Origin of the sequence: Cohaesibacter gelatinilyticus (genome assembly GCF_900215605.1) — a bacterium.
Classification (GTDB): Bacteria; Pseudomonadota; Alphaproteobacteria; order Rhizobiales; family Cohaesibacteraceae; genus Cohaesibacter; species Cohaesibacter gelatinilyticus.
The window spans coordinates 74,905-98,794 of sequence record NZ_OBEL01000001.1 but is presented as its reverse complement, the minus strand read 5'-3'; the positions used below and the strand labels follow the sequence as shown (position 1 = coordinate 98,794).

The window sequence follows — 23,890 nt, the reverse complement described above, 5'->3', positions numbered from 1 at the left end:
TTGCACGCAGACAGGAAGCTGCTCTTGGTCAAGCAGAGATACGTTCAATCGTAGCGCCGCAGGCTGTCAGCTTGTCTTCCAAACGTTCAAAGCCGCGATCCAGATGATAGACGCGGTTGACCTTGGTTTCACCCTCAGCCACCAGGCCCGCAATCACCAGCGACACAGATGCACGAAGATCGGTTGCCATGACCTGAGCACCTTTCAGCTCACTTCCGCCTTCCACATGAGCTTTCTGACCGTCCAGGGATATGGAAGCGCCAAGACGGGCCAGTTCCTGCACATGCATGAAGCGGTTTTCAAAGATTGTCTCGGTGATGGTCGATGTGCCCTCTGCACGAGTCATCAAAGCCATGAACTGGGCTTGCAAATCGGTCGGGAAACCCGGGAATGGGTCTGTTGTAACATCCACTGCCTTCAGTGCCGTACCGTTGCGTGCCACGCGAATGCCTTCATTGGTCACGGTAATGTGGGTGCCGGTTTGTTCCAAAACATCCAGAGCGGACTGCAACAGGTCTGCACGTGCCCCTTTCAGCATGACCTCACCACCGGTCATGGCCACAGCCATTGCATAGGTGCCAGTCTCGATGCGATCTGGCAAAACGCTATGACGCGCACCATGGAGCTTCTCAACACCTTCAATGGTGATGGTGTCAGTGCCCGCACCAGAAATCTTGGCACCCATTGCAATCAGACAATTGGCTAGGTCGGTGACTTCTGGCTCCTGCGCAGAATTTTTCAGAGTAGTCACACCGTTTGCAAGAGAGGCTGCCATCATCAGCGTATGAGTCGCACCAACAGAAATTTTTGGGAACTCGAAAGTTGCGCCTTGCAAGCCATCAGGAGCTGAAGCAACCGCATAACCGCGCTCAATATCGATTTGAGCACCGAGTGCCTTGAGACCATCAATGAAGAAGTCGACCGGGCGGGTTCCGATTGCGCAACCACCAGGCAGAGACACACGGCATTCTTTCATACGGGCCAGCAAAGGACCAATCACCCAGAAACTGGCACGCATTTTGGAAACCAGCTCATAAGGCGCCTTGGTGTCGATAATTTCTTTGGCGCGCAGATGGACGATCTGACCATCCATGCTGCCCTGACCTGGACGCTTGCCCTCGATCATGTAGGAGACACCATGATTGGAGAGGATTTGCTGCAATTGCTGCACATCACGCAGGCGAGGCAAATTTTCCAGAACCAATTCTTCATCAGTCAGCAGAGAAGCAATCATAAGCGGCAAAGCCGCATTTTTTGCACCGGAAATAGGAATAACCCCATTCAGTTCTGCACCACCAACAATGCGAATTGCATCCATTTGCTTCTCTCTCTTTTGTTCGCTATTCACCTGCCACTATGTGTGACAGGTTCGGGAGCTATCAGAAAAATGCTCACCGTCATTGATATTTTCCAAGCTTGCCTGTTCAACAACAAGGCAAGCTTGATCATGGATCAAGGGATCTTACTGGTCCTTTGCTTCCGACTTGATAGCCGCCAGCAATCCAGGACCCTTTGAACCCAAATCCTTATCGTCCCGCTTCTTGGCTTGTGCCTTGCGCCGACGCAAATTGCCTCTCAAAGCACTCGACAGACGCTCATCTCGCTCTTTTCCAATCTTGCGACCAGGGGACTTCACTTTGTCGCCAGCAGATTGATCGGATGAGTTTTGGCACTTATCAGACACACATATTTCCTAACATAAATCTCTCCAGAGAGATCTTTTATGATTTCGAACTTCTTAAACCAAAAGCACAGCACAAAAAAGCCCACAATAGGGCCTTTTCATGGTCATTTGGCAGAAATTTTCCGCCTTGGTTAGCGTGAGAGGTAAAATTATCGAGCTGTCAGCTGGATAGGAAATTCGCCTTTTCACAGGAAAGCCGTCTTTTTCAAAAAACAGGCTTGCAATGTCGCTGAAGCTGCTCTAGAAACCGCCCTCATTGGGGCGACATTGAGTGCCCTATCAAAACACCGTGGTATGCTGCCGTAGCTCAGTGGTAGAGCACTCCCTTGGTAAGGGAGAGGTCGAGAGTTCAATTCTCTCTGGCAGCACCACGGTTTTTTTGTGCCTGATTAAAAGAATATCCCAAATATCAGTGGCTTTGCAGGCTGATTATTACTCTCTCTCTTATCGATTCCCTGATTTACTCCTGCAGAACGATCAAGAACAAACCGCTGATGTGCCGCAACGCCTGGCGCGTTTAGGCACAGTCGGATTAGATATCTCCGCCATGGAAGACATGAACAACTTCGGGTGTTCCGGTTAGAGTGTTAGGCTCAGGCCCTTTAGAGTCGGCATTAAGCACTCTCTCTTTCAGCGCAATGATTGCGGCTAATCCCTCGAAGGCACAATTGCCCCCGGGAAACCGATTACGTAGGCAGCGAGTGCATGGCCCGCCTTGGCAGAAAGAATGTCGCTATGTCCAGCAATATGAGACGCCAGGAAGCCTGCATTAAAGCTGTCGCCCGCAGCGGTGCTATCGATAACAGGCCCCTCCCTAGGCGGTACTTTGATCTCAAGCCCCGTTGAAAGGTCCAGAGGTCCGTCAGCCCCGCATTTGAGAATACCACGTGTTGCCCCTGCATCATGCAATCGGTCGACAACTGCCATGCGATCAACATCCCCAAACAGTTCCATCTCATCCTCCAGAGAAGGAAGTGCAATATTTGCAAGGCTCCACATAGCTGAGTTGATTTCTCTCGCTGTAGCAATGTCTTCCCACAGGCGGGCGCGGTAATTGTTGTCATAGACCAATGTACCCCCGGCATTTCGAAAGCCTTCGGCCCAATCAATAACTGCCTTGCGTACAGGCGGTGGCAAGATTGCCATGGTTATCCCTGACAAGAAAACCAAATCAAATGATGACATACGGTCCAGCTCGACTTCGCATGGCTCGGAAAAGAGAGTGCGGGCTGCCGCAGTTTCCCGCCAATAGCTAAAACTGCGTTCGCCGCTGCCATTCGTATGAATTGCATACAGGCCGGGCATGCGGTCGGGCCGTCTTTCGATATGATCTGTTGCCAGGCCATGCTGTTTGATCTCCGCCAAGATCCTGTCCGAAAAAAGATCGGCTCCAAGAGCGGTGACGTAGGAGACTTTCACGGAGTTGTTTTTCAACTCCCTGGCGAGATAAACGGCGGTATTGAAAGTATCACCAGCCACACCGGCTTTAAAGCACTCAGGAGCTTCGGGACTGAGCTCGACCATTACTTCGCCAATACAGGCAACCGAACGGAGGGAATGTTTTGGCGAATTCAAGAAAAATTCTCCTAAAAACAGTAAAAATCGTCTTGCATGAAGAGTTTTTATTCTGCAGCAAAAGAAAGCTGGGTCTTGACCGCTTTGCTGCGATCTCCAGCGACTTTCAACGCCTCTGCAGCCTTTTCCAATGGGAACGTAGCTGTGATCATCGGCCTGACATCAACGCCCCGGCTTCCCAATAGATCAACTGCCAAATCGAACTCTGCATGAAAACGGTGAGATCCCAGAAAATTGATTTCTTTACCTACTATGACATTTAAAGGTACAGACACATCGCCTGTTACACCGACCTGAATGATCGTTCCCTGTGGAAGCGTTGCATTGACTGCACTGTGAATGGCGGGAGCCGCTGCAGAGCATTCAAAGGTGACATCGAAGTACCCTTTGTCAAATGTATAGGTTTGGAACTGTGTTGCATCGGTGGTGATGTTGATGGTTTGCGTTGCGCCCATTTGCTGCGCAACGTTCAAAGGCAAATCCTTCAAATCTGTGACAACGATTTCGTGGGCTCCTGCTTCGGCGGCAAGAGCGGCGCATAAAACGCCAATCGGTCCGGCGCCAGTGATCAGAACACGGCGACCCTTTAGATCCGGTGCACGGTTTCTGGCATGCAAACACACAGCGAGCGGTTCCGCGCAAGCCGCCTCGGCCAGCGTGATGCTGTCTTTGACAGGAACACATTGACCTGCCTTCAAAACGATCTGGTCGCGAAATGCGCCTTGTTCATGTGGGAACCGCAAGGCCGACCCCAGAAACCGCATTGTCATGCAGTGCTGAAACAGGCCTGAAGAGCAGAATTTACAGGTGCCGCATGGATGGCTGGGATTCAGAGCAACACGATCACCAAGCCTTAATCCATCAACACCCGGACCGATCTCACGAACCGTTCCCGCAACTTCATGACCCAGAATAATAGGCTCTTTGACCCGAATTGGCCCGAAGCCTCCATCTTGATAATAATGCAGATCCGATCCACAGATGCCGCCGGCACCCATTTGAATTCTTACCTCTCCCTCTTTTGGTGCGCTGACACTCAAGGTTTCAATTCGAATATCTTCTTTGCCGTGCAGACGGCAGATACGTGTATGCATAGCAGCACCTACGGGATCAGAATGGACGGCAACCAAGTCGCCAGAGCAGGAATGTAGGAGACCATCAACAAGATGATGATATTGGTCGCCAAAAAGGGCAGAATGGCCCAAACAACAGGTGAAAGCGGGAGGCGCGCGATATTCGCGCAGACAAACAGACAGACACCAACGGGAGGAGTTGTCAGTCCTATCATCAGGTTCAACACCGCAAAGGTTGCAAAGTGAAGCGGCTCGACACCAACTGCCTGGGCCAAGGTCAACAACGGAACGAAAAGAATAATGAGGGCAGCAATTGTCTCCATGAACATGCCTACAAACAGTAGCAGGATGTTGACAATCAGGATCACCAGAAATTTGTTTTCGGTGACAGAAAGGACCGCCGATGCGATTGCTTGCGGTATGCGCTCGGAGACGAGAATCCACCCAAACACATTTGCAAAACCGACCAGAACCAGAATAGCTGCGGAGGACACCCCACTATCAATCAGGATTTTGGGAACTTGAGACAGCTTCAGGTCACGATAGACGAACGCTCCTACGATCAGTGCATAAAGGCTCGCGATCACAGCAGTTTCGGTTGGTGTCGCCAATCCACTCAAAAGTCCGTAGATGATCAGGCCGGTCATTGCCAGTGCCCAAAACGCAGACACGAAAGATCGCCCCAACTCAGACGTCCCACGCCATGCCTGCCGAGGGAAGTTCTTTTTAACAGAGACGATGTAACAGGTGACCATCATCGCGACACCCATCAGAATGCCGGGTATAGCACCAGCAAGAAACATCTTACCCACTGAGATGCCGGACAATGCACCGACAATGATCATTGGAACACTTGGAGGAATGATCGGCCCAACAGTTGAAGACGCAGCAGTAACGGCTGCGGAGAAATCTGCAGGGTAACCAGCCTTTTTCATTCCCGGGATCATGACGCCACCGATCGAGGCCGCGTCAGCGACGGCTGTCCCGGTAATGCCACCAAACAGCATTGAGGCTGCGATGTTTGTCAAACCAAGCCCGCCGCGAATCCAACCAACCAACGCACTTGCAAAACGGATAATCCGCTCTGTAATGCCACCGCTATTCATCAAATTACCAGCAAGGACAAAACCTGGAATACTGAGCAGAACGAACACATCCATACCTGCATACATTTTCTGTGGCATGACGACCAAAGGAATTTCTGCAACCAACAAATAGGCCAATGACGCAACACCGAGGGTGATTGCAACAGGCAAACCTATGATCAGGCCGATTACAAAAATTGAAATAAGAACAGCAACTTCCATTAGGTGTTATCCTCTTTCTCTTCAGAGAGTCCTGAGGCACCGCCCCAAAGCATTGAAACAACGCGTAGTGCAGCGAATATGAGCAATAGCAGCAGAAGCATGAGAACGCTCGCGTGGGCAAAGTCCATTCGAATGCCCATTGCGGGTGATGTTTGAAGAGCTCCGATAGCAGTGTATTTCCATGCCGGAGCAATCAATGCCAAACACAAGAGAGTTGTAATGAGCGCTGAAATTAATCTTAATCGCCTGGGCCATTCACCAGGCAAGGATTCGCAAATCACATCGACATTGACCAGTTCACCACTGAGCAAGGACAATCCAACGCCAAATGCAGCAACATAGAGCAAAGTGTAGCGAGTTAACTCTTCGGTCCATACGAATGACATCGTAAATGTGCGGCCAATAACCTGATACAAAACCGTTCCAAGCAGCAGGCAAAATGCCAGTCCGACCCCGGCACGGCAGATTTTGACAAGTATCGATTGAATATGCTGGATCGACATGATTACCCCTTGGAGCAGTAGAAGCGAGGCCGATTGACACCGGCCCCGAGTGATATCATTCAATCAGACTTACTGCTTGAAAAGGTCATCAACGATGGGCTTGATTTCATCATTGACATTGGCCAGCACTGCATCTTTGGCTTTGGCTGCAAAAGCCGCCCCGTCTACTTCGACAAACGTCATGCCTTTGCCTTCAAGATAGGCACGATCTGCGGCAATTGATGCTTCAAAGAGACCACGCTCATAGGCCTGTGCAAGGGCTGCGGCCTGCAAGACAGCGTTTTGATCTTCTGCTGACAATTTCTGCCAGGTAGATTCGGCGATTGTCAGATAGATCCATGAGCGCACATGCTCCGTCATGTTTATATGGCTTTGAACTTCGTTGAAGTTTGCCGAGCGGATCAATGCAAGGGGATTTTCCTGGCTGTCAATTGTTCCATTCTGAAGTGCTGTAAACACTTCGGAGAAGGCCATCGGTCCCGGATTTGCCCCCAATGCCTTCCATACATCAACAAACAGCGGCACGTTTGGTACGCGCATTTTCAAGCCATTCAGGTCATCGGGTGAAGGAATTGCGCGGTTGGATGTCAGGTTACGCGGCCCCCGTGCAAAATGTGCGATGGGGCGAATCTTTGCCTTCTCGACAATCTGTGCCTTAATCAGATCGCCGATGTCGCCACCGGCAACCTGATCCATATGTTCAATCGATTTGTAGGCATATGGAACAGCCAACAACGCTGCCATGGGAGCCCAATTTTGCAAGCTTTCCCCGGTGATCGTCATATCAACTGTTCCCAGTTGCATTCCGTTGATCAGGTCAACCTCTTTGCCAAGAGACTCGTTTGGGAACACCTCAACCGAGATGCGGCCATCTGTCAGACGGGAAAGCTCAGTGCCGAATTTAACAGACGCTTTATGCCAAGGATTCGCCTCGTTGGCCAAATGACCAAGTTTCAACGTCATGTCTTGCGCAATGGCTGAACCACCAATGACCTGAGCCATGATACCCGCAGCGAGGGTAGTCACGATCGTTTTAGTAATCTTCATAATCTTCCTCCATGATTGTTTAGGTAATTGCCTGTATTGTTGTTATTCGGGCGCTTGACTAAAGAACTCAGGATTTACAGCCTGGATCTCCGGTAAATCTTTCAGGATTTCTTTCAAATGAAGCCGGATTGCGCTTTCTGCTTGCGAAATATTTCCGACTTCGATGCAATCAACAATTTCTTTGTGTTGAGCAATCAGCTTGGGCATTGGGAAAAAACTGAGGCTTAAGAACCGCACCCGATCCATCTGAGACTTTAATCCTTCGATGAATTTCCATGCGCTGGCATTGCCTGACGCCTCTGCCAGAGTTCGATGAAAGCGCTCATCCAACCGTGTGAATTTTACGGGATCACTTCCCGCAACACGCTCTTGCTCCGCAAGTTGCGCACGCAATTCGCGCACAAGTGCGGGGTCAGATTTCGTGGCCAACAATTTTACTATGTCAGCCTCAATCGCCTCACGGATGAACCGAGCATGCAAAACAGCTTCAGAATCGATCCTTTTGATAACGGTGCTGCGTTGAGGTCGTATTGAAATCAACCCTTCCTCTGACAGCTTGATGAATGCCTCACGAACCGGTTGACGACTGATTGAATAGAATCTCGCGATTTCGGTCTCGGAAATTTTGCTACCGGAAACCAGATCATTTCGGACAATCCGCTCTCGCAGAATCCGGTGGAGCTGCGGTCCAATCGGAGCCTCAAGATTAAGGTCCCAAGCTTTATCGTGTTGTAGCTGCATCAGGTATCCTCCCTTGACTTTTATGCTCCATACTTCCATACAAGTCAACACTCTTGTATGGAAGTATGGAAAATGGCACACTTGAAACAGGAAACGATTCATCCGCGAAATCAATGGAGAGTATAAAATGAGACAAACCTGGAGGTGGTTTGGACCAAAAGATCAAGTCACATTGCAAGACATGCGGCAGGCTGGCGTTGAAGGCGTGGTCACAGCTCTCCATCATATCCCTACCGGGGATATTTGGACGTCAGCAGAAATTGCCCGCAGACAGAAAGAAATATCGTTCCATCACGATGGAACGTCGTCAGGATTGCAATGGGAGGTCGTTGAAAGCTTGCCGGTCTCTGAAGACATCAAAAAACAACAAGGTGAATGGCGACAACACATCGACAATTACAAGGCAAGTCTTCGCAATCTTTCTGACGCCGGAATTGATGTGGTTTGCTACAATTTCATGCCGGTCCTAGACTGGACACGCACAGATATCAAGCATCGCTTGCCCAATGGGGGTACCTGTATGCGGTTCGACTGGCATGACTTTATCGCCTTCGATATACATATCCTGAAACGAGCTGGAGCCACTGAAGAATATTCTGAAGCGTTGCTGGACATCGCAGCATCGCGCTACAGAGCCATGGATAACGCCGCTCAGAAAAGAATTGTTCGCAACGTCGTTTACGGTTTACCTGGAGCTGCGGAAGCGTTTTCGCTGGATCAGGTGCGCCAACATATTTCCGAATACGCGATCTTGTCCGAAAATGGACTTCGCAACAATCTGATCGCTTTTCTTGAACAGGTCACACCATTGGCGCAGGAGCTTGGTATCAGACTCTGCTGCCATCCGGATGACCCTCCCTTCCCATTACTTGGCTTACCCCGGATCATGTCTACCGAGGTGCAATATAGCAAGGTAATGGATGCCGTGGACCTTCCCGCAAACGGCATCACATTATGCTCGGGCTCATTGGGTGCCAGACCGGACAATGATCTGCCCAGGATGATGCAACAGTTAGGAGATAGGGTCCATTTTCTTCACCTGCGCAACGTTGCACGTGAAAGCAAGGACATTCGGGGTTCCTTTTACGAATCCGAACATCTTGAAGGTGAAACAGATATGGTCGCCCTCGTACAGGCTGTTCTGAAAGAGGAAAAACAGCGGCGCGAATCCGGACGCATGGATTGCTCCATTCCGTTTCGCCCCGATCACGGGCAGGACATTCTGGATGATCTGCACCGCAAAGCGCAACCTGGCTATCCGGCGATCGGCCGCTTAAAGGGACTTGCCGAACTGCGCGGCGTCATATCCGCCCTTACATATATCGACAATACCAGGGCATGAGCATGAAAAGACTTGCTACCTCCACAACACTCCCCGTTCATTTGCGCCAGCCCGCCTATCTACCAAGTAAGCATGGAAGCGGAATTGTTCACTTGGGACTTGGGGCGTTTCATAAAGCCCATCAGGCGGTATATACCGATGATGCATTGGCGGCAGAAGGCGGTGATTGGCGAATAATCGGTGCAAATCTGCGAAGCCCCAAAGCAGCCGAAGAATTAAACCCGCAAAACGGGCTGTTCACATTGATCGAGCATGATTTGGATAAAACCAGCGCCCGCATCATAGGTAGCATCGAAAGAGTTATTACAGCCAAGGGAAACACCAAACAGCTTTTGGACACACTTGGTGATCCGCGCATTCGCATTGTCTCTCTGACAGTGACAGAAAAGGCTTATGGTATTGAACGGGTGTCGGGTGGCATAAATCAAGATCACCCTGCAGTTGCAGCAGATATTTCAAACCCTGACAATCCGGTTGGTGTCCTGGGAATCCTGGTTGCTGCCCTACGACGGCGACACAATGCAGGAACGAAACCATTCACTGTGTTGTGTTGTGACAACCTCCCCAACAACGGTGCATTTCTGCGCGCGGGTGTTCTCGATTTTACCCGCCAGATTGATCATACTCTCGCCGAATGGATTGAGGCGCATGTTTCGTTTCCATCAACCATGGTGGACCGCATTACCCCGGCCACAACGCAAGATACTCTGTCCAGGGCAAACGATCTAATTGGATGCATAGATCTTGCTGCGGTTGAAACGGAGCCTTTCAGCCAATGGGTTATCGAAGATGATTTCCCAACTGGACGGCCCGCTTGGGATGCCGGAGGTGCTTTGTTGGTAAAGGATGTAGCTCAATATGAGAATATGAAGCTACGCATGTTGAATGGAGCACATTCCATGCTGGCTTATGCCGGCTTTCTCTCCGGTCTTGACCATGTCTGCAATGTCATGACCGATCCAGATCTGGCAAAGCTTGTCAAACGGCATATCATTGCAGCCTCACAAACGCTCGATCCGGTCCCGGGTGTCGATTTGGATATCTACACCAAATCCCTGCTCCAAAGATTCGCCAATCCCAACATTCGTCATGAAACCTATCAAATTGCAATGGATGGCACGGAAAAACTGCCCCAACGCATTTTTGAACCGGCGGTCACTGCGCTGGATAGAGGCCAATCGATAGCTCCATTTGCCTTCGCTACTGCGGCATGGATGTATTATTGTGTCCGCGGAACAGATGCCAATGCAACCTATGAGCTTCGCGATCCCAGACAAGACCAGATTGCAAGAAATATCGGGGCAAGGAAAAATCCGGACGAATTAGTGGCATGTCTGTCCAAACTTGATGGCTTCTTGCCCAAGGATCTCATTTTGAATCAGCGTTGGAATTCAACAGTGTCATCGAAATTGACAATGATGCTCGACAAAGACATGCAGTCTGCGGTACGCAATGAGGCCAGATAGATCTACCATGTCATCATAAGATTCTGATTGTTTGCAAGGATCTCTGATAGCAGCACTTTACCCGTGTAGCTGATGGCTGACCGTTTGAACTAGGTCAGCTCTAGCAACAGTGGCCTCATGGCCTTCGTCCAGTTATCGGGCAATGGCATTGGTTTTCGGCTTTTACGATCCACATAGACATGTACGAAACGCCCTTGGGCGGCGGCTTTATCTTCGCCTTCACGAAACAATGCCACGCGGTAGATAACAGAGGATGAGCCTATGTGCTCGATCCCTATCCCAGCTTCAATTTTGTCCGGAAAGGCCAGTTCGGCAAAATAGTGGCAGCCCGTCTCCACCACCAACCCAATTTGCGAGCTGTTTTCGATATCCAATAGTCCTTGATCAATCAACCATTCATTCACGGCCGTATCAAACAAAGCATAATGCACCACATTATTCATGTGACCATAAATATCATTGTCGGCCCAACGGGTTTGCAATGGCATAAAGACATTGAACCTGTTGCGTTCATAAGGTGCCGGGCGTGTCATATATCACCATTTCCATTCGTTAGATCCAAAGCCATCTATGCGGGATAAAGCCAGGTATTTACAGCATACGTGCCTGCCCATCCTTCACACGTCGCAAGGGAATAGAGCTTTCAATGGTGGATACTCCAGGCACTTTGGTCAATTGCCGTACAAGAAAATGCTCGAACTCCTTGAGATCAGATGTAACCACGCGCATCATATAATCTCGATTGCCAGTCATCAGCCAACAATCGACCACCTCGGGAAACGCCTCAACAGCCGCCTCAAATCTGGCGAGGGCATCATCGACCTGTCTATCCAGTTGAACCGAGACAAAGACCGTCACCGTATATCCCAGTGCAACTTCATCAATAAGGGCGCTATATCCCCTGATTACACCCGTTTCTTCCAACCGTTTGAGACGGCGCGCTGTTGGCGTGGGGCTGAGGCCAATCAGCTCGGACAAATTTTGGACCGACAGCCGACCATCACCGCGCAAAGCGCGCAAGATTTGCGTATCAAAAGAATCAAGTTGAGCAATTTCTGCCATCAATAAGACCATTTGGAGTTATAACCGCTAATTTTATCGCAAATCTCAGCTGAAAAAGCCAGATAAAACCAATTGGAGCGAGATATTCTAGCCCAAAATCAGAATTCTGGAGGAGGTCCGCATGGAAAAACAAAATCTCAAAACCATTGAGCAGCGGCTTTTGTGGCTATCACACTGGATGATCCATCATGCCAACCATATTCGTCCCAAGGTCGATGACATCAAGGTTGGCGGTCATCAGGCGAGCTCCGCCTCCATGGTGTCCATCATGACGGCGTTGTATTTCTCATCGTTGAAACCCGAAGATCGGGTTGCAGTGAAGCCTCATGCCTCTCCTATCTTTCACGCCATGCATTATCTGATGGGTAATCTTGAGCGCGAGCAAATGGAGAATTTTCGCGGCTTTGGTGGTGTCCAATCCTACCCTTCCCGTACCAAAGATGCTGACGACGTAGATTTTTCTACCGGTTCCGTCGGCTTGGGTGTTGCGATTACCAGCTTCGCTTCCCTCATTCAGGATTACATCAAAGCCAAAAACTGGGGGCAGAAGCAGAAGCTTGGACGCATGATTGCCTTGGTCGGAGATGCCGAACTGGATGAAGGCAACGTCTATGAATGCCTTCAGGAAGGCTGGAAGAATGATCTGCGTAACTGCTGGTGGATCATCGACTACAATCGCCAGTCACTGGATGGCATCGTGCGCGAAGGCCTTTTCGAGCGCGTTGAGAAAATCTTTGATGCCTTTGGCTGGGATGTTGTGCGCGTCAAATATGGCAAACTGCAGCAAGAAGCCTTTGATGAACCGGGCGGCAAGAAGCTGAAAAACTGGATCGATGCCTGCCCCAATCAGGATTATTCCGCTCTCACTTTCATGGGTGGTGCTGTCTGGCGCAAACGCCTGATGGATGATCTGGGTGATCAGGGCGATGTCAGTGCGCTGATTGAAAAACGCAGCGATGAAGAACTCGCTGACTTGATGGAAAATCTCGGCGGAAATTGCGTGACCACCATGGCCGATGTCTTTGCTTCCATTGATCATGATCGCCCAACCTGTTTTCTGGCCTATACCATCAAGGGTTGGGGCACACCGATTGCCGGACATAAGGACAATCATGGTGGCTTGATGAACAAGACCCAAATGGAAGAATGGCAGGCCCATATGGGCGTAGCCAAAGGCGAAGAGTGGGAGCCATTCGCAACCATCAAGGATGTTGATGCCTTCAAAGCCGCTCTTGATCAGGTACCGTTCTTCTCCAAAGGTCGCCGGGTTTACCACGATAAAAAGCTCGCAGTCCCCGCTATCGAGTTGAACGCTGATCGCGCCACATCGACACAAGCAGCTTTTGGCAAGATTCTTGATGATCTTTCCAAAGGAGATAGCGAGTTGGCCAGCCGTATCGTCACAACCTCTCCTGATGTGACGGGCACCACCCAGCTTGGCCCATGGGTCAATCGCCGCAAATTGTTTGCACGCGAAGCCCAGAAAGATGCCTTCATTGAGCATCGCATCCCCTCCACCGCCAAATGGGTATTTGATCCATCCGGTCAGCATATCGAGTTGGGAATTGCAGAAATGAACCTGTTTCTGCTGCTGGGCGCTGCGGGGCTGTCTCATTCACTGTTCGGCAAACGACTTATCCCAATTGGAACAGTCTATGATCCGTTCGTGTGTCGTGGTTTGGATGCACTCAATTATGCCTGCTATCAGGATGCCCGCTTCATGATTGTCGGCACACCGTCCGGTGTGACCCTTGCACCGGAAGGTGGGGCACACCAATCAGTTGGCACCCCACTGATCGGCATGAGTCAGGACGGACTGGCATCATTCGAGCCAGCCTTTGCCGATGAGCTGGCCGTGATCATGGAATGGGCCTTTGATTACATGCAGCGTGATGGAGACAATGATCCTGACGAGCGCACATGGCTGCGAGATGAAACCGGCGGCTCCGTCTATCTGCGCCTAACCACCAACCCGATAGAACAACCGGTCAAACGGGCTGATGATGCCTTTCGTCAAGGTGCCGTGGACGGTGCCTACTGGCTCCGCAAACCCGGGCCCAATTGCGATATCGTGATTGCTTATCAAGGTGCTGTTGCATCCGAGGCTATCAAGGCCGCAGGGGCTATTGCCGAGGCAAGAAGAGACATCGGTGTGCTGGCGGTTACCTCCGCAGATCGGTTGAATGCGGGCTGGACAGCTGCGCAACGGGCGCGGGCACGTGGCAATATCAATGCTGCCTCCCATGCGGAGCAATTGCTGGGCGATTTACCAAACCATTGCAAGATTGTGACAATCATTGATGGGCATCCGGCGACCTTGGCCTGGCTCGGTTCTGTTATCGGACATCAAACCATCTCGCTTGGTGTCGAGCATTTCGGCCAGACCGGTTCGATTGGCGATCTGTATCGCCATCACGGCATTGATGCCGCTTCCATCGTTGAGAAAGTCGAAGGATTGTCAGTGGGTGGCAGGATCAAACAAGGTATTGCTGCTTCTCTTTAAGACAGACAAACAAAAGACAGGCCGCGTTGAGCGGCCTGTCTTTTGTTATATTTGGCCATCACAATCAGACTACAGTCTTTGACATCACCCGTTCATAAGAATGGCTGGTGCACCGCATGGCCCTGATTGTCGAAGTAGTGAAGCTTTTCGAGATCAAAGCGAACCTTTAGTTCGGTGCCACTCGCAACCTCCAGATCACCATGATGGCGAACAAGGAATTGCCTCTGGTTCCCCAAATCAAGATAAATGTTGGCATCTGAACCAAGATGCTCCACAACCACCACCTTACCGGTGATATGGCCGTCTTCCGCTTCCTGGTCGGAGGATTGTACAATCTGGACATGTTCGGGACGTATTCCGAGTTTTGTCACGCTATCTCGGATATCAGCGGGGACAAGCATCTCGATCAATGATGAGGACAAGGCCTCTTTCTGAATGATATTCATTGTCGGAGACCCAAGGAACTGCGCCACGAACAGATTGGCTGGACGCGCATAGAGCTCCATTGGAGTACCAATCTGCTGTATATCACCATTATTCATGACTACGATCCTGTCGGCGAGTGTCAACGCCTCCACCTGATCATGGGTCACATAGATCATGGTGGCGGAGAGCCGCTTATGCATCTTGGCAATTTCAAGTCGCATTTCCACCCGCAAAGCAGCATCCAGATTTGACAAAGGTTCATCAAACAGGAAGGCTTTGGGGTCACGCACGATGGCCCTGCCCATTGCAACACGCTGACGCTGCCCACCAGACAAAGCCTTGGGCAAACGATCCAGATAGGGTTCCAAGCCCAGAATTCTAGCCGCTTCCTGCACCCGTTTTTTCCGCTCAGCCTTGTCTTCACCGCGGATTTCGAGACTGAAGCCCATATTGCGTTCGACGCTCATATGCGGATAGAGCGCATAGGACTGGAATACCATGGCAATGTCACGGTCCCGGGGACGTAACTCATTCACCCATTCATTACCGATAAACATATCGCCAGAAGTAATTGGTTCCAATCCGGCAATCATCCGCAGCAACGTGGACTTCCCGCAACCGGACGGTCCTACCAGGACGATGAATTCTCCCTCCTCAATGCTGAGGTCGATATTGCGCAGAACTTCGACAGCGCCATAGGATTTTGCGATATCCTGAAGTTGAATAGAAGCCATCGGACAGTCTTATCCTTTTACTGCGCCAGAGGTCAGGCCCTGGACAAGGTATCGTTGAATGAAGATGAAGAATAAACAGCTCGGAATAAGGGCCAAGACCCCTGCGGCCATCATCTGCCCCCAGTCAACCGAGAATTTCGAAACGAATGTCAGCAAACCGACCGGGAAAGTCATGGTATCGTTGGAACTGATAAGCATCAGGGCGAACAGGAGTTCACTCCAAGCTGCGGTAAACACAAAGCCCAGTGTTGCCGCAAGTCCCGGCAAGGTTAGCGGAAAGATAACCTTGCGCAATGCCTGAAACCGTGTTGCTCCATCTGTCATGGCCGCCTCTTCCAGATCTTGCGGGATACCGTCGAAGAAGGACTGCATCAGGAAGGTAGCGAAAGGAACATTGAACGCCGTATAGGCGATGATCAGACTGGTCAGCGTATTCAGCAGCCCCAGAGAGGCAAAAATCTTGTAGATGGGAGAGATGATCATAAGGAGCGGAAACATCTGCGTCAGCAACATGGCCACGATGATCAAATTCTTACCAGCAAAATGAAAGCGCGAGAAGGCATATCCAGCTGCGGTGGCCACCAAAGTGGTGATCAATGCAGTGCCCAGAGAAACCAGGATGCTGTTTTTGAAATAGGCCATGAAATCGCTATAGAAGATAACCGATTGGAAATTCTCCAAGGTCAAAGCACTGGGCCACAGGGCAGTGCCTTCCGTAAATACCAGTTGATCCGGTGTCAGACTGATTTTCAAAAGCCAATATAGCGGCAACATGGCAAAAGCAACATAGCAGGCCAGAGCGCCATATTTACCGACCACAGCCAAACCATTCGTGATGTTTCTATCAAGCATTTTCATACCTTCACCAGTTTCTTCCGCATTTTCAGAAGGATAGCAGCATAAAGCAGCATCAGAAGCAGCAGGACGACAGCAACTGCCGAGGCATAACCGAAATCAAGTTTCCGGAAAGCTGTCGTGAAAATGTAGGATGACAAAATTTGGGTGGAATTGGCCGGACCACCTCCGGTCATGACGTAAATCAGATCGGCAAAATTGGCGATCCAAATGGTCCGCAACATAACCGTGATCGCGATCATCGGTGCCAGGAATGGCAAGGTGATTTTCGTGAAACGCTGCCATGATGTCGCACCATCGATATCAGCAGCTTCATACATATCAGCTGGAATGGATTGCAGCGCCGCTAGAAGAGTGATGGCGAAAAAAGGAATACCAAACCAGATATTGGCCACAATCGGCCCCCAGAGAGCCAAATCCTTGTCACCCAGAATATTGAAGGGTTCAGCCAGAATACCCAGGGCCGCCAACCAATGCGGCAAAGGCCCAATGACCGGATTGAATAACCAGGCCCAGGTGAGCGCAGACAACAGGCTCGGCACAGCCCAAGGCAGAAAAACAAGCGCCTGGATCAGCTTCTTGCCATGAAACTTGGTATTAAGCAGCATCGCAAGGCCAAGGCCGAGCAAAAATTGCAAGGTTACGCAATAGAGAGTCCACCAAAAAGTATTCTTGATCGCCACCAGGAATTTCGCATCTGTGAAAAGGGCACGATAATTGTCCAGACCAATCCAACCGGTTTTGAAGGGTTGCAACAGAGCGATGGATTGGAATGAATAGGAAACTCCGATAACCAATGGCACCAGGATCACCAGACCAATCAACAACAAAGCCGGAGACAAATAGAGATAGGGTTCAAGAAAATAAGACAACGACAATCCAAGACCCTTGGTCTTTTGTGGCGAATTATTCTTGGTTGGATCCGATGCATCGGCAGGCGGGAGGTGAGTGTTCATATCCGTCATGGCAAACCATCTATTGATCTATGCAAGGACTGAATGGGCCCCTGATATGGGTGCTTTCTTGATTGAAAAGCATTATCCTTCAGGAGCCCTGTTCTTTAGAACCAGCCAATCAGCTTATTGTTTGGCTTTCCATTTGGCATATTCGGCGGTCAAAAACTCCGCCCATTTGTCGGCAAGCTCCTGCGCGCTGATTTCTCCCAGCAAAGCTTGCTGACTGCTTTCCAATGCAAGGGTACTTGCGAAATAACCAAATCCTTCCAGATAGGATGGCAAGATCAAAGGTTGATATTTGGAACTGTTCAATTCGGTGAACCATCCGGCAAATTGTTCTGTCTTGTAATATGGATCCTGTTCTGCACCGGTATGAATTGGCAGAACTCCAACCTTGCGTGCCCAGGTCTTGTTGTTCTCGGGATCAGACAGATGAGCCAACAATGCCCAGCTTTCACTCTTGTGTTTGGTGGTTTCAAAGATGGACCAACCTGCAAATCCGATTGTCGGATAGGCTTTTCCGGCAGGACCAACTGGCATTGGGATTACTGCGAAATCTTCTGCAGGCATCCGCTCGGCTATGGCGATCAACGCATCCGGATCCTGATCAAGGAAAGCGCAGGTTCCTGAGTAGAAGCCCGCAACGATTTCATTGAAGCCCCAATTGACGGAATCCTTCGGTGCCGAACCATCCTTGTAGAGATCCATCAAATATTGCAGCCCCTTGACCGAACCAGGCTGATTGATGGTCGCTTTGCCTGCATCATCAAAGAATTTACCGGAACCATTCATGGCGGCAGCGCTCATCATCCAAGCATTCAAACCACCACCGCCACCGCGCAGGCAATATCCATATTTACCGTCCAGCTTGGAGACCTTTGCAGCAGCTTCCTTGAATTCGGCTGTTGTAACCGGAGGTTTGGCAACACCCGCTTCCTTGAGCAATTTCTTGTTATAGAACATTGCGCGAAGGTAGAAACCATAAGGGATGGAGTAAGCCGTTCCACCTGCCTGACGAGCCATGGCCAAAGTCTTCTCGCCCAGAGTGGCACCATGTTTCCAGTTTTTGATATTGTCTTCCAGGTTGGCCAATTTACCAGCGCCTGCATAAAGCGCCTGCCATTTGTCCGGCATTTCAACAACATCGGGCACATCACCACCAGCCACCATTGTTGCCAGCTTCTCAAAGGCCTGCCCCCAAGGCAGGGAGACGATCTCGACGGTTACTCCGGGATTGGATTTTTCATAGTCTGCAACCATGGCCTTGAGTGTTTCAGTCCGGGCAGGACTGGTGATCACTTCTACAAGCTTGAGTTTGGTATCGGCCAATGCCGAACTGGCCATCAATGTGGCCACCGCTGTCAATCCCAAGACAATCTTTCGCATTTTTTCCTCCACGTTTATTTGTTGATTAAAGTTCGCTTGCTTAATCGAGACTTGCCTGCAATGCCGTGGCAAAATCACGCCACAGATCCTCAGCATCCTCCAGTCCAACGCTCACCCGCACCATGGTGTCGGGCACTTCAAAACGTTGCAGAGAATTCTGTTCTCCCTTCTGGGCCAAGCCGACTTTGGATGGCATCACAAGACTTTCAAATCCGCCCCAGCTCACTCCCAGCTTGAAATATTTCAGCTCATCGACAAGACCTTCGATTCCGACAGACGGAGAAAAGTCGATTGTCATAAGACCTGAGCGTCCCCTCAAACCCGGCACACTATTGGGGGCGGGAGAGCAGACTGTCTTCACAGCGGGATGGGCGGACAATCGCTCAATGAACAGATTGGCTGTGGCTTCATGCTGTTTCATGCGGGCATGCAGGGATCGCAACCCTCGTATCAGAAGCCAGGCTTCAAACGGTGCCAGCTTGCCGCCGAAAAGCGGCAAGGTAAGCTCCCGAATTGCCTTGATCTTGTCATGGCTGGATACCACCACACCCGCGACAACATCTGAATGGCCCGAAATATATTTCGATGCCGAATGCAGAACGATATCAATGCCATGCGCCAAAGGATTCTGAAAGACAGGAGTAGCCCAGCTATTATCAATCACTGTCACAACATCATGAAGACGGGCATGGGCCGCAACCTTGGCCAAGTCCATGGCTTGCAACAACATGCTGTTCGGGCTTTCCAGATAGGCAATACGACACCCTTTAAGAAGGTCAGGCTTGTCTTCAAAATCGCTCACTGCGTGATAGGTGACTTCGACGCCAAAAGGACGCAGAATTTTTTCAAACAGGCGATAAGCGTCTGGATAAACATTTTCAACGCACGCAACACGATCTCCGGGACGGAGAAAAGCAAATAGAGTAGAGCTGATGGCAGCCATTCCAGAGGAGAAGGCAACGGCTTCCTCCCCGCCTTCGGCCTTGGCCATCATGTCTTCGAACACATGAATTGTGGGATTGGTGACACGGGTGTAAAGATCCTGCTGCCGCCGTCCAGCCATTGTTTCTTCAAAAGCCTGAAAGCTATCAAAGCTGAACAGCGAAGTCTGGTATATGGGAGGCGTGATACTCCCCGACCCGTCCTCATAGGCTGCCGCCAACAAAGTAGCCAGAGACGCCCCTTCTCCACTTATGTGCTTATCGATTTTCATCTAGTGTGTTTGCAACCTCGACTTCTAAAATGGCAAAAATTTCTTGCAGGGTTCGCTTGGCTGCTTCCCAATCCCGGGTTTTCACAGCATCCGCCAAATCCCGATGCAACGGGATACTTCGATCTGCCATCTGAGGTTTGTCGAATGGCGCTTGATACGCATCGTGGAACGCCGAATGCAGCTGCTGAATCAACTGACCGAACAAGGGATTACCAGACGCATCGTGAATGGCAGCATGAAAGCGGGCATCCGCCTCATGCCAGTTTTCGCCCGCTTCAAAAATAGCCATCAGTTCTTCACATCGGGCACTGATGATGCGCATGTCTTTTTCCGTGCCATTCTGAATGGCCAGGCGCGTTGCCTCAAACTCCAACGGACGCCGGACAGTCAAGGTTCGTGCCAAACCCTCCGCCTCAAGTTGTATGGTCAAGGGAAGCTGAACGGATTGCGAACTCACTTTGGCAACCAGCCTCGTCCCTGCTCCCTTGTTGCGCACCACAATACCCATACGCTGCCAGGCCATCAGAGCCTCACGGATACTGGAACGCCCAACCCCTAAAGATTGAGCAAGTTCCTTTTCCGGTGGCAATCGATCACCAGCCTTCAAGCCTGCTGCCTCAATGATCTCCACCAGGGCGTTAAGCACCTCTCGGCCACGATCACCCCCACTTTGGGGAATTCGCCGCTTCATGGCTTCCTTGATCACCATCTCCTGTGAGGCTTGTTGCTGCTGTTTTTCCGTCGCCGGCATAGCTTTCTTTTGCCTATCACTCTTCATCTGACACCTGCCTAACATGCCTTTATTGTCTGACAATGTAAAGAACTTTGTCAGACAATGTTTACAATATTGATTTTCAACGCTATTTTATAGGCCCAGTTCTAAACCTTCGATAATTAAAAGAATTGAATGTCTGACAAAATATCATGTTTTGAGGAAATTACAGCCACCCAATCGACATCCAGACATTTCGGTGTCTCAATTCCCAAAATGCAGATCAACAAAAGGCAGTAAACAATCATGAAAAGATCCCACATCAATGAAATCCTGCGTAAAGGTGACGCCTTCATTCGTTCTTTTGGATATCAATTGCCTCCCTTTGCGTATCTATCTCCAGATGAGTTGAAACGAAGTGAGTATTCGCCCACACTCAAAGAGCGGGCCATGGGCTGGGACATCACCGACTATGGAGAAGAAAAGTTCGATGAGCTCGGTTTACTCCTCTTCACTGTTCGCAATGGTCTTTTGGGCGATCTCAGCAAAGGTCGCGGCATGCTCTATGCCGAAAAATTACTGGTTAGCCGCAAAAATCAGCTAAGCCCAATGCATCGACATTTTCTGAAAGCCGAAGACATTATCAATCGCGGCGGTGCCAAGCTGGTTTTGGAGCTTTATGCCGGTAGAGATGACGGATCCATTGATCGCACCAGCGACATTGCGGTGCCGGTGGACGGACGCATGATCACGTTGCCCGCCGGAGGCCATCTCGCGCTTGATCCGGGAGAAAGCGTGACCCTGCTTCCTGGCGTCTGGCATGCCTTTTGGGGTGAAGGTGGCGATGTACTTATTGGTGAGGTCTCGACTGTCAATGACGACAAGACAGACAACGATTTTGAAATGGAGATTGGCCGATTTGCCAAAGTTGAAGAAGATGAAGCACCGACACATCTTCTTGTCTCCGATTATGACACTTATCTGGACTGATCAGCATCCAGCTTCTCAGGCCCTTGGGGAGATGTCGGCATGGCCCTTGTTATGGCGAAGCCCTGATTTATGTGTTTCCCTTGTCTCAAGCATGAACAGACAGGTTTCGCCTCTCATACCTGAAACGCAGCTGTAGACCTCGACAAATTCGAAGTTCCCACAGCCATGTTCAGCCATCTCGCAAGGATCAAGAACAGATTTTATACCAAAGAGGGGGAACAATACTGCTTCAAATGAATTCCACGTTTCCATTCAAGTATTGAAATCCAAAATCCGAACACTGCTCGCCAGACAAACAAACTCATCAAAACAGATTTACTGTCATCCTGACGGTTGCCTATAAATAAACACGTTTTCAGGCCATTAACTTTTTATTAACTATGTTTGTTAATAGTTTATTAATGACGACAGGTACGTATTCATAGGGGGTCAGATTGATGCAAACAAAACCAGTACGCCCTCATATATTGAGTGAATCCGATTTGCGCATTGCCTTGCAAGCTCTTAGCGAGCAAAACGGCCAACCCAAAGATATCATTGCAGATTTGCTTGATCGATATATTGTAGATCTGGATTTGCTGGCGCAATTATATTCGGCGACCAACGCTTCTACTGCCGCTCTGGCAGTCCCCACTTCCGAAGCGGCCTAGGCCCAGAAACCATTAATTCTGCATATCCTGTTTGCGATGAAGCATCTCGTCGATCGAACCATTGGCTGGAACAAGATTATCCAGCATAAATCTACTTCGGAGCGATAATGATGTAAGGACAAATGCAATGGACTTTTCCTTCCATATGGACAGAAAAGTCTTGTGCGGCGATTTGGAAAGGGAAAAATGGTACAGTCGAGTGGATTCGAACCACCGACCTTCGGAGCCACAATCCGACGCTCTAACCAACTGAGCTACGACTGCATACCAATGTGGGCTGTTTATTAGGCGGGCTTGGGACAAATTGCAAGAGCGGAGTGCGTTATTCCCACAGATTGTCCAAACTATCCTCACTGCAACGGTGAGGTTTTTTCCGAATTACTCATAACAAGAAAAAGGCCCGCGTGGGAGGATTGCGGGCCTTCTTGGTTGGGCATTATCAAGCGCTTAAGCGGCTTTGATTGCGTCCAGATTCTTATTGATGGCTTCCTGAACAGGAGCTGCAATTTCCTGGGCACCCTTATTTACGGTTTCCTGAAAATCTTTGGTCTGAGCCGAGACGGCATCAAATTGGGAACGAGCAAAAGAGGTCTGCAGTTCAATAGCATCACCAACGCTCTTCACGCTCAGGATGTCACGAAAGAAGTTGAAACCAGCTTCAACATTAGCCTGAGCAGCATCCAAAGCCTTTTTATTCAGTTCCATGCCAGCTTCGCGAGCGGTATCCAGACTTTTCTCAACAGCTGCATTCTGTTCTTCGGCAGCGGCACGTACGGAAGCATAATTCTCACGAGCCTTAGCAACACCTTTTTCCGCCATATCACGAACCATTTCCGGCATCATCTGAGTGGACAGATCCATATTCGGCAATTCAAAAGACGGCATTGCGAAGATGTCTTTCGCAACTTCTTCCTTTTTTGCAGCAGGCGCTTTTGGTGCAGCTTTGGCAGCGGTTTTTGGTGCAGCTTTCTTTGCAGCAGGAGCTTTAGCAGTGGTCATTTCACTATCCTTGTAATGCAACTTGTTTCGTTCAAAGACAATGCAGCCCACACTATAGTGGTGATTGCTTTGACCTGGCTCTTGCATTGCGCGAGATACGCTCACCCAAATCCGTAAAGATCAGACCGCCTTATTCTTGGTGTTCTGATCCCCTCGCAGCAAAACCAGAGGAAATTCTCTATCTTTGTGGAGTTTGTGCGCCGCATCCTATCGCGCCGCACAAATGAGCAAATTGATCCAGAAGGATCTTTCAGCAAACCTGCCGAAATTATTTTTTTGCGGTCGCGTCAGCGGCTGCTTTGGTAGCAGCTTCGCCCATTTCGCGAGCAACTTCACCGAAGCGCTGCATCTGAGACTGAACGTAAGCAGTCTGCAGTTCCATGGCTTCATTCAAGTCTTTTGCCTTGACCAGCTTGGTAGCCAGATCGAAAGAAGCATTTACGCTTTCTTCGGTAGCAGACAAAGCTTTTTTGTTGAGGTCGGCGGCACCATTGCGCATGGTTTCGGCAGAACCTTCAACTTTGGCGGCAGCATCGTTGGCAGCAACGACGAACTCGTCGAATGCCTTACGAGCTTGCTCAACGCCTTTTTCAGCCATGTCACGAACCTGGGTTGGTACTTCAAATGCTTCTGGGGTCTTCATCATCGTCATATCTCCTGGCCAAA

Annotated in this window: 23 protein-coding genes and 2 tRNA genes; 6 read left to right on the top strand and 19 right to left on the bottom strand. The window is 50.0% G+C overall.

Going from position 1 to position 23,890, the window contains the following annotated elements:
* Positions 1 to 28: 28 nt before the first annotated feature.
* Together murA and CRO57_RS00420 are read right to left on the bottom strand one after the other, a co-directional pair.
* Positions 29 to 1,318, bottom strand: a complete 1,290-nt coding sequence (murA, locus tag CRO57_RS00425; RefSeq protein WP_097151446.1) for a UDP-N-acetylglucosamine 1-carboxyvinyltransferase — start codon at positions 1,316 to 1,318, stop codon at positions 29 to 31.
* A 144-nt stretch (positions 1,319 to 1,462) separates the two neighbouring features.
* A complete protein-coding gene (locus CRO57_RS00420) occupies positions 1,463 to 1,684 on the bottom strand; it encodes a hypothetical protein (RefSeq protein WP_097151445.1) in 222 nt (73 codons plus the stop codon).
* Between the two features lie 296 nt (positions 1,685 to 1,980).
* Here CRO57_RS00420 and CRO57_RS00415 point away from each other — a divergent pair.
* Positions 1,981 to 2,055: transfer RNA gene (locus CRO57_RS00415), tRNA-Thr, on the top strand.
* Between the two features lie 277 nt (positions 2,056 to 2,332).
* Here the strand turns inward: CRO57_RS00415 and CRO57_RS00410 are convergent.
* The 6 genes from CRO57_RS00410 to CRO57_RS00385 all read right to left on the bottom strand — a co-directional run bounded on the left by CRO57_RS00410 (position 2,333) and on the right by CRO57_RS00385 (position 7,930).
* Complete coding sequence (locus CRO57_RS00410; protein WP_097151444.1) at positions 2,333 to 3,259, bottom strand: sugar kinase; 927 nt, start codon at positions 3,257 to 3,259, stop codon at positions 2,333 to 2,335.
* Positions 3,260 to 3,306: 47 nt separating this feature from the next.
* Positions 3,307 to 4,353 (bottom strand): L-idonate 5-dehydrogenase, encoded by a 1,047-nt coding sequence (locus CRO57_RS00405; protein WP_097153112.1) that lies wholly within the window; start codon positions 4,351 to 4,353, stop codon positions 3,307 to 3,309.
* A gap of 8 nt (positions 4,354 to 4,361) precedes the next feature.
* Positions 4,362 to 5,639 (bottom strand): TRAP transporter large permease, encoded by a 1,278-nt coding sequence (locus CRO57_RS00400; protein WP_097151443.1) that lies wholly within the window; start codon positions 5,637 to 5,639, stop codon positions 4,362 to 4,364.
* On the bottom strand, positions 5,639 to 6,142 hold the full coding sequence (locus CRO57_RS00395; protein ID WP_170955881.1) for a TRAP transporter small permease: 504 nt from the start codon (positions 6,140 to 6,142) through the stop codon (positions 5,639 to 5,641). The genes CRO57_RS00400 and CRO57_RS00395 overlap by 1 nt, the downstream gene beginning before the upstream one ends.
* 69 nt (positions 6,143 to 6,211) lie before the next feature.
* Positions 6,212 to 7,189, bottom strand: a complete 978-nt coding sequence (locus tag CRO57_RS00390) for a TRAP transporter substrate-binding protein (protein WP_097151442.1) — start codon at positions 7,187 to 7,189, stop codon at positions 6,212 to 6,214.
* A 42-nt stretch (positions 7,190 to 7,231) separates the two neighbouring features.
* A complete protein-coding gene (locus tag CRO57_RS00385) occupies positions 7,232 to 7,930 on the bottom strand; it encodes a GntR family transcriptional regulator (RefSeq protein ID WP_097151441.1) in 699 nt (232 codons plus the stop codon).
* 127 nt (positions 7,931 to 8,057) lie between these two features.
* On the opposite strand from CRO57_RS00385, the gene uxuA reads away from it, so the two are divergent.
* The gene (gene uxuA / locus CRO57_RS00380) at positions 8,058 to 9,272 is read left to right on the top strand and encodes a mannonate dehydratase (RefSeq protein WP_097151440.1); all 1,215 of its coding nucleotides are present in this window, start codon (positions 8,058 to 8,060) and stop codon (positions 9,270 to 9,272) included.
* A 2-nt stretch (positions 9,273 to 9,274) separates the two neighbouring features.
* Positions 9,275 to 10,738, top strand: a complete 1,464-nt coding sequence (locus tag CRO57_RS00375) for a mannitol dehydrogenase family protein (RefSeq protein WP_097151439.1) — start codon at positions 9,275 to 9,277, stop codon at positions 10,736 to 10,738.
* A gap of 89 nt (positions 10,739 to 10,827) precedes the next feature.
* Here CRO57_RS00375 and CRO57_RS00370 read toward each other — a convergent pair whose 3' ends face one another.
* Complete coding sequence (locus tag CRO57_RS00370) at positions 10,828 to 11,271, bottom strand: acyl-CoA thioesterase (protein ID WP_097151438.1); 444 nt, start codon at positions 11,269 to 11,271, stop codon at positions 10,828 to 10,830.
* Positions 11,272 to 11,329: 58 nt separating this feature from the next.
* Entirely contained in the window at positions 11,330 to 11,800 is a 471-nt protein-coding gene (locus CRO57_RS00365; protein WP_097153110.1) for an Lrp/AsnC family transcriptional regulator, read from the bottom strand.
* 121 nt (positions 11,801 to 11,921) lie between these two features.
* Here CRO57_RS00365 and CRO57_RS00360 point away from each other — a divergent pair, with 121 nt between their 5' ends.
* A complete protein-coding gene (locus CRO57_RS00360; protein ID WP_097151437.1) occupies positions 11,922 to 14,303 on the top strand; it encodes a transketolase-like TK C-terminal-containing protein in 2,382 nt (793 codons plus the stop codon).
* Positions 14,304 to 14,395: 92 nt separating this feature from the next.
* Here the strand turns inward: CRO57_RS00360 and CRO57_RS00355 are convergent, their stop codons facing one another.
* The 6 genes from CRO57_RS00355 to CRO57_RS00330 form a co-directional block, all read right to left on the bottom strand.
* Positions 14,396 to 15,463, bottom strand: a complete 1,068-nt coding sequence (locus CRO57_RS00355; protein WP_097151436.1) for an ABC transporter ATP-binding protein — start codon at positions 15,461 to 15,463, stop codon at positions 14,396 to 14,398.
* A 9-nt stretch (positions 15,464 to 15,472) separates the two neighbouring features.
* Positions 15,473 to 16,315, bottom strand: a complete 843-nt coding sequence (locus tag CRO57_RS00350) for a carbohydrate ABC transporter permease (RefSeq protein ID WP_210200717.1) — start codon at positions 16,313 to 16,315, stop codon at positions 15,473 to 15,475.
* A 2-nt stretch (positions 16,316 to 16,317) separates the two neighbouring features.
* Positions 16,318 to 17,274, bottom strand: a complete 957-nt coding sequence (locus CRO57_RS00345) for a carbohydrate ABC transporter permease (protein ID WP_097153109.1) — start codon at positions 17,272 to 17,274, stop codon at positions 16,318 to 16,320.
* 123 nt (positions 17,275 to 17,397) lie between these two features.
* A complete protein-coding gene (locus tag CRO57_RS00340) occupies positions 17,398 to 18,660 on the bottom strand; it encodes an ABC transporter substrate-binding protein (RefSeq protein ID WP_097151434.1) in 1,263 nt (420 codons plus the stop codon).
* A gap of 40 nt (positions 18,661 to 18,700) precedes the next feature.
* The gene (locus CRO57_RS00335; RefSeq protein ID WP_097151433.1) at positions 18,701 to 19,873 is read right to left on the bottom strand and encodes an aminotransferase class I/II-fold pyridoxal phosphate-dependent enzyme; all 1,173 of its coding nucleotides are present in this window, start codon (positions 19,871 to 19,873) and stop codon (positions 18,701 to 18,703) included.
* A complete protein-coding gene (locus CRO57_RS00330; RefSeq protein ID WP_244579980.1) occupies positions 19,860 to 20,651 on the bottom strand; it encodes a FadR/GntR family transcriptional regulator in 792 nt (263 codons plus the stop codon). Before CRO57_RS00330 ends, CRO57_RS00335 begins: the two co-directional genes overlap by 14 nt.
* Before the next feature lie 240 nt (positions 20,652 to 20,891).
* Here CRO57_RS00330 and CRO57_RS00325 point away from each other — a divergent pair, with 240 nt between their 5' ends.
* Complete coding sequence (locus tag CRO57_RS00325; RefSeq protein ID WP_097151432.1) at positions 20,892 to 21,575, top strand: D-lyxose/D-mannose family sugar isomerase; 684 nt, start codon at positions 20,892 to 20,894, stop codon at positions 21,573 to 21,575.
* Between the two features lie 437 nt (positions 21,576 to 22,012).
* Complete coding sequence (locus CRO57_RS00320) at positions 22,013 to 22,225, top strand: hypothetical protein (protein WP_097151431.1); 213 nt, start codon at positions 22,013 to 22,015, stop codon at positions 22,223 to 22,225.
* A gap of 187 nt (positions 22,226 to 22,412) precedes the next feature.
* Here CRO57_RS00320 and CRO57_RS00315 read toward each other — a convergent pair.
* From CRO57_RS00315 to CRO57_RS00305, 3 genes are all read right to left on the bottom strand, one after another.
* Positions 22,413 to 22,489: transfer RNA gene (locus CRO57_RS00315), tRNA-His, on the bottom strand.
* 183 nt (positions 22,490 to 22,672) lie between these two features.
* Positions 22,673 to 23,224, bottom strand: a complete 552-nt coding sequence (locus CRO57_RS00310) for a phasin (protein WP_170955880.1) — start codon at positions 23,222 to 23,224, stop codon at positions 22,673 to 22,675.
* Between the two features lie 268 nt (positions 23,225 to 23,492).
* Complete coding sequence (locus CRO57_RS00305; protein ID WP_170955879.1) at positions 23,493 to 23,870, bottom strand: phasin; 378 nt, start codon at positions 23,868 to 23,870, stop codon at positions 23,493 to 23,495.
* Between the last annotated feature and the right edge of the window lie 20 nt (positions 23,871 to 23,890).

Coding starts and splice junctions, on each gene's coding strand:
- CRO57_RS00395 (WP_170955881.1), bottom strand. CDS start 6,142: ATGTCGATCCAGCATATTCAATCGATACTTGTCAAAATCTGCCGTGCC.
- CRO57_RS00405 (WP_097153112.1), bottom strand. CDS start 4,353: ATGCATACACGTATCTGCCGTCTGCACGGCAAAGAAGATATTCGAATT.
- CRO57_RS00375 (WP_097151439.1), top strand. CDS start 9,275: ATGAAAAGACTTGCTACCTCCACAACACTCCCCGTTCATTTGCGCCAG.
- CRO57_RS00400 (WP_097151443.1), bottom strand. CDS start 5,639: ATGGAAGTTGCTGTTCTTATTTCAATTTTTGTAATCGGCCTGATCATA.
- CRO57_RS00305 (WP_170955879.1), bottom strand. CDS start 23,870: ATGATGAAGACCCCAGAAGCATTTGAAGTACCAACCCAGGTTCGTGAC.
- CRO57_RS00335 (WP_097151433.1), bottom strand. CDS start 19,873: ATGAAAATCGATAAGCACATAAGTGGAGAAGGGGCGTCTCTGGCTACT.
- murA (WP_097151446.1), bottom strand. CDS start 1,318: ATGGATGCAATTCGCATTGTTGGTGGTGCAGAACTGAATGGGGTTATT.
- CRO57_RS00330 (WP_244579980.1), bottom strand. CDS start 20,651: ATGAAGAGTGATAGGCAAAAGAAAGCTATGCCGGCGACGGAAAAACAG.
- CRO57_RS00310 (WP_170955880.1), bottom strand. CDS start 23,224: ATGACCACTGCTAAAGCTCCTGCTGCAAAGAAAGCTGCACCAAAAACC.
- CRO57_RS00320 (WP_097151431.1), top strand. CDS start 22,013: ATGCAAACAAAACCAGTACGCCCTCATATATTGAGTGAATCCGATTTG.
- CRO57_RS00365 (WP_097153110.1), bottom strand. CDS start 11,800: ATGGCAGAAATTGCTCAACTTGATTCTTTTGATACGCAAATCTTGCGC.
- CRO57_RS00340 (WP_097151434.1), bottom strand. CDS start 18,660: ATGCGAAAGATTGTCTTGGGATTGACAGCGGTGGCCACATTGATGGCC.
- CRO57_RS00390 (WP_097151442.1), bottom strand. CDS start 7,189: ATGAAGATTACTAAAACGATCGTGACTACCCTCGCTGCGGGTATCATG.
- CRO57_RS00355 (WP_097151436.1), bottom strand. CDS start 15,463: ATGGCTTCTATTCAACTTCAGGATATCGCAAAATCCTATGGCGCTGTC.
- CRO57_RS00325 (WP_097151432.1), top strand. CDS start 20,892: ATGAAAAGATCCCACATCAATGAAATCCTGCGTAAAGGTGACGCCTTC.
- CRO57_RS00370 (WP_097151438.1), bottom strand. CDS start 11,271: ATGACACGCCCGGCACCTTATGAACGCAACAGGTTCAATGTCTTTATG.
- CRO57_RS00360 (WP_097151437.1), top strand. CDS start 11,922: ATGGAAAAACAAAATCTCAAAACCATTGAGCAGCGGCTTTTGTGGCTA.
- CRO57_RS00350 (WP_210200717.1), bottom strand. CDS start 16,315: ATGCTTGATAGAAACATCACGAATGGTTTGGCTGTGGTCGGTAAATAT.
- uxuA (WP_097151440.1), top strand. CDS start 8,058: ATGAGACAAACCTGGAGGTGGTTTGGACCAAAAGATCAAGTCACATTG.
- CRO57_RS00385 (WP_097151441.1), bottom strand. CDS start 7,930: ATGCAGCTACAACACGATAAAGCTTGGGACCTTAATCTTGAGGCTCCG.
- CRO57_RS00345 (WP_097153109.1), bottom strand. CDS start 17,274: ATGAACACTCACCTCCCGCCTGCCGATGCATCGGATCCAACCAAGAAT.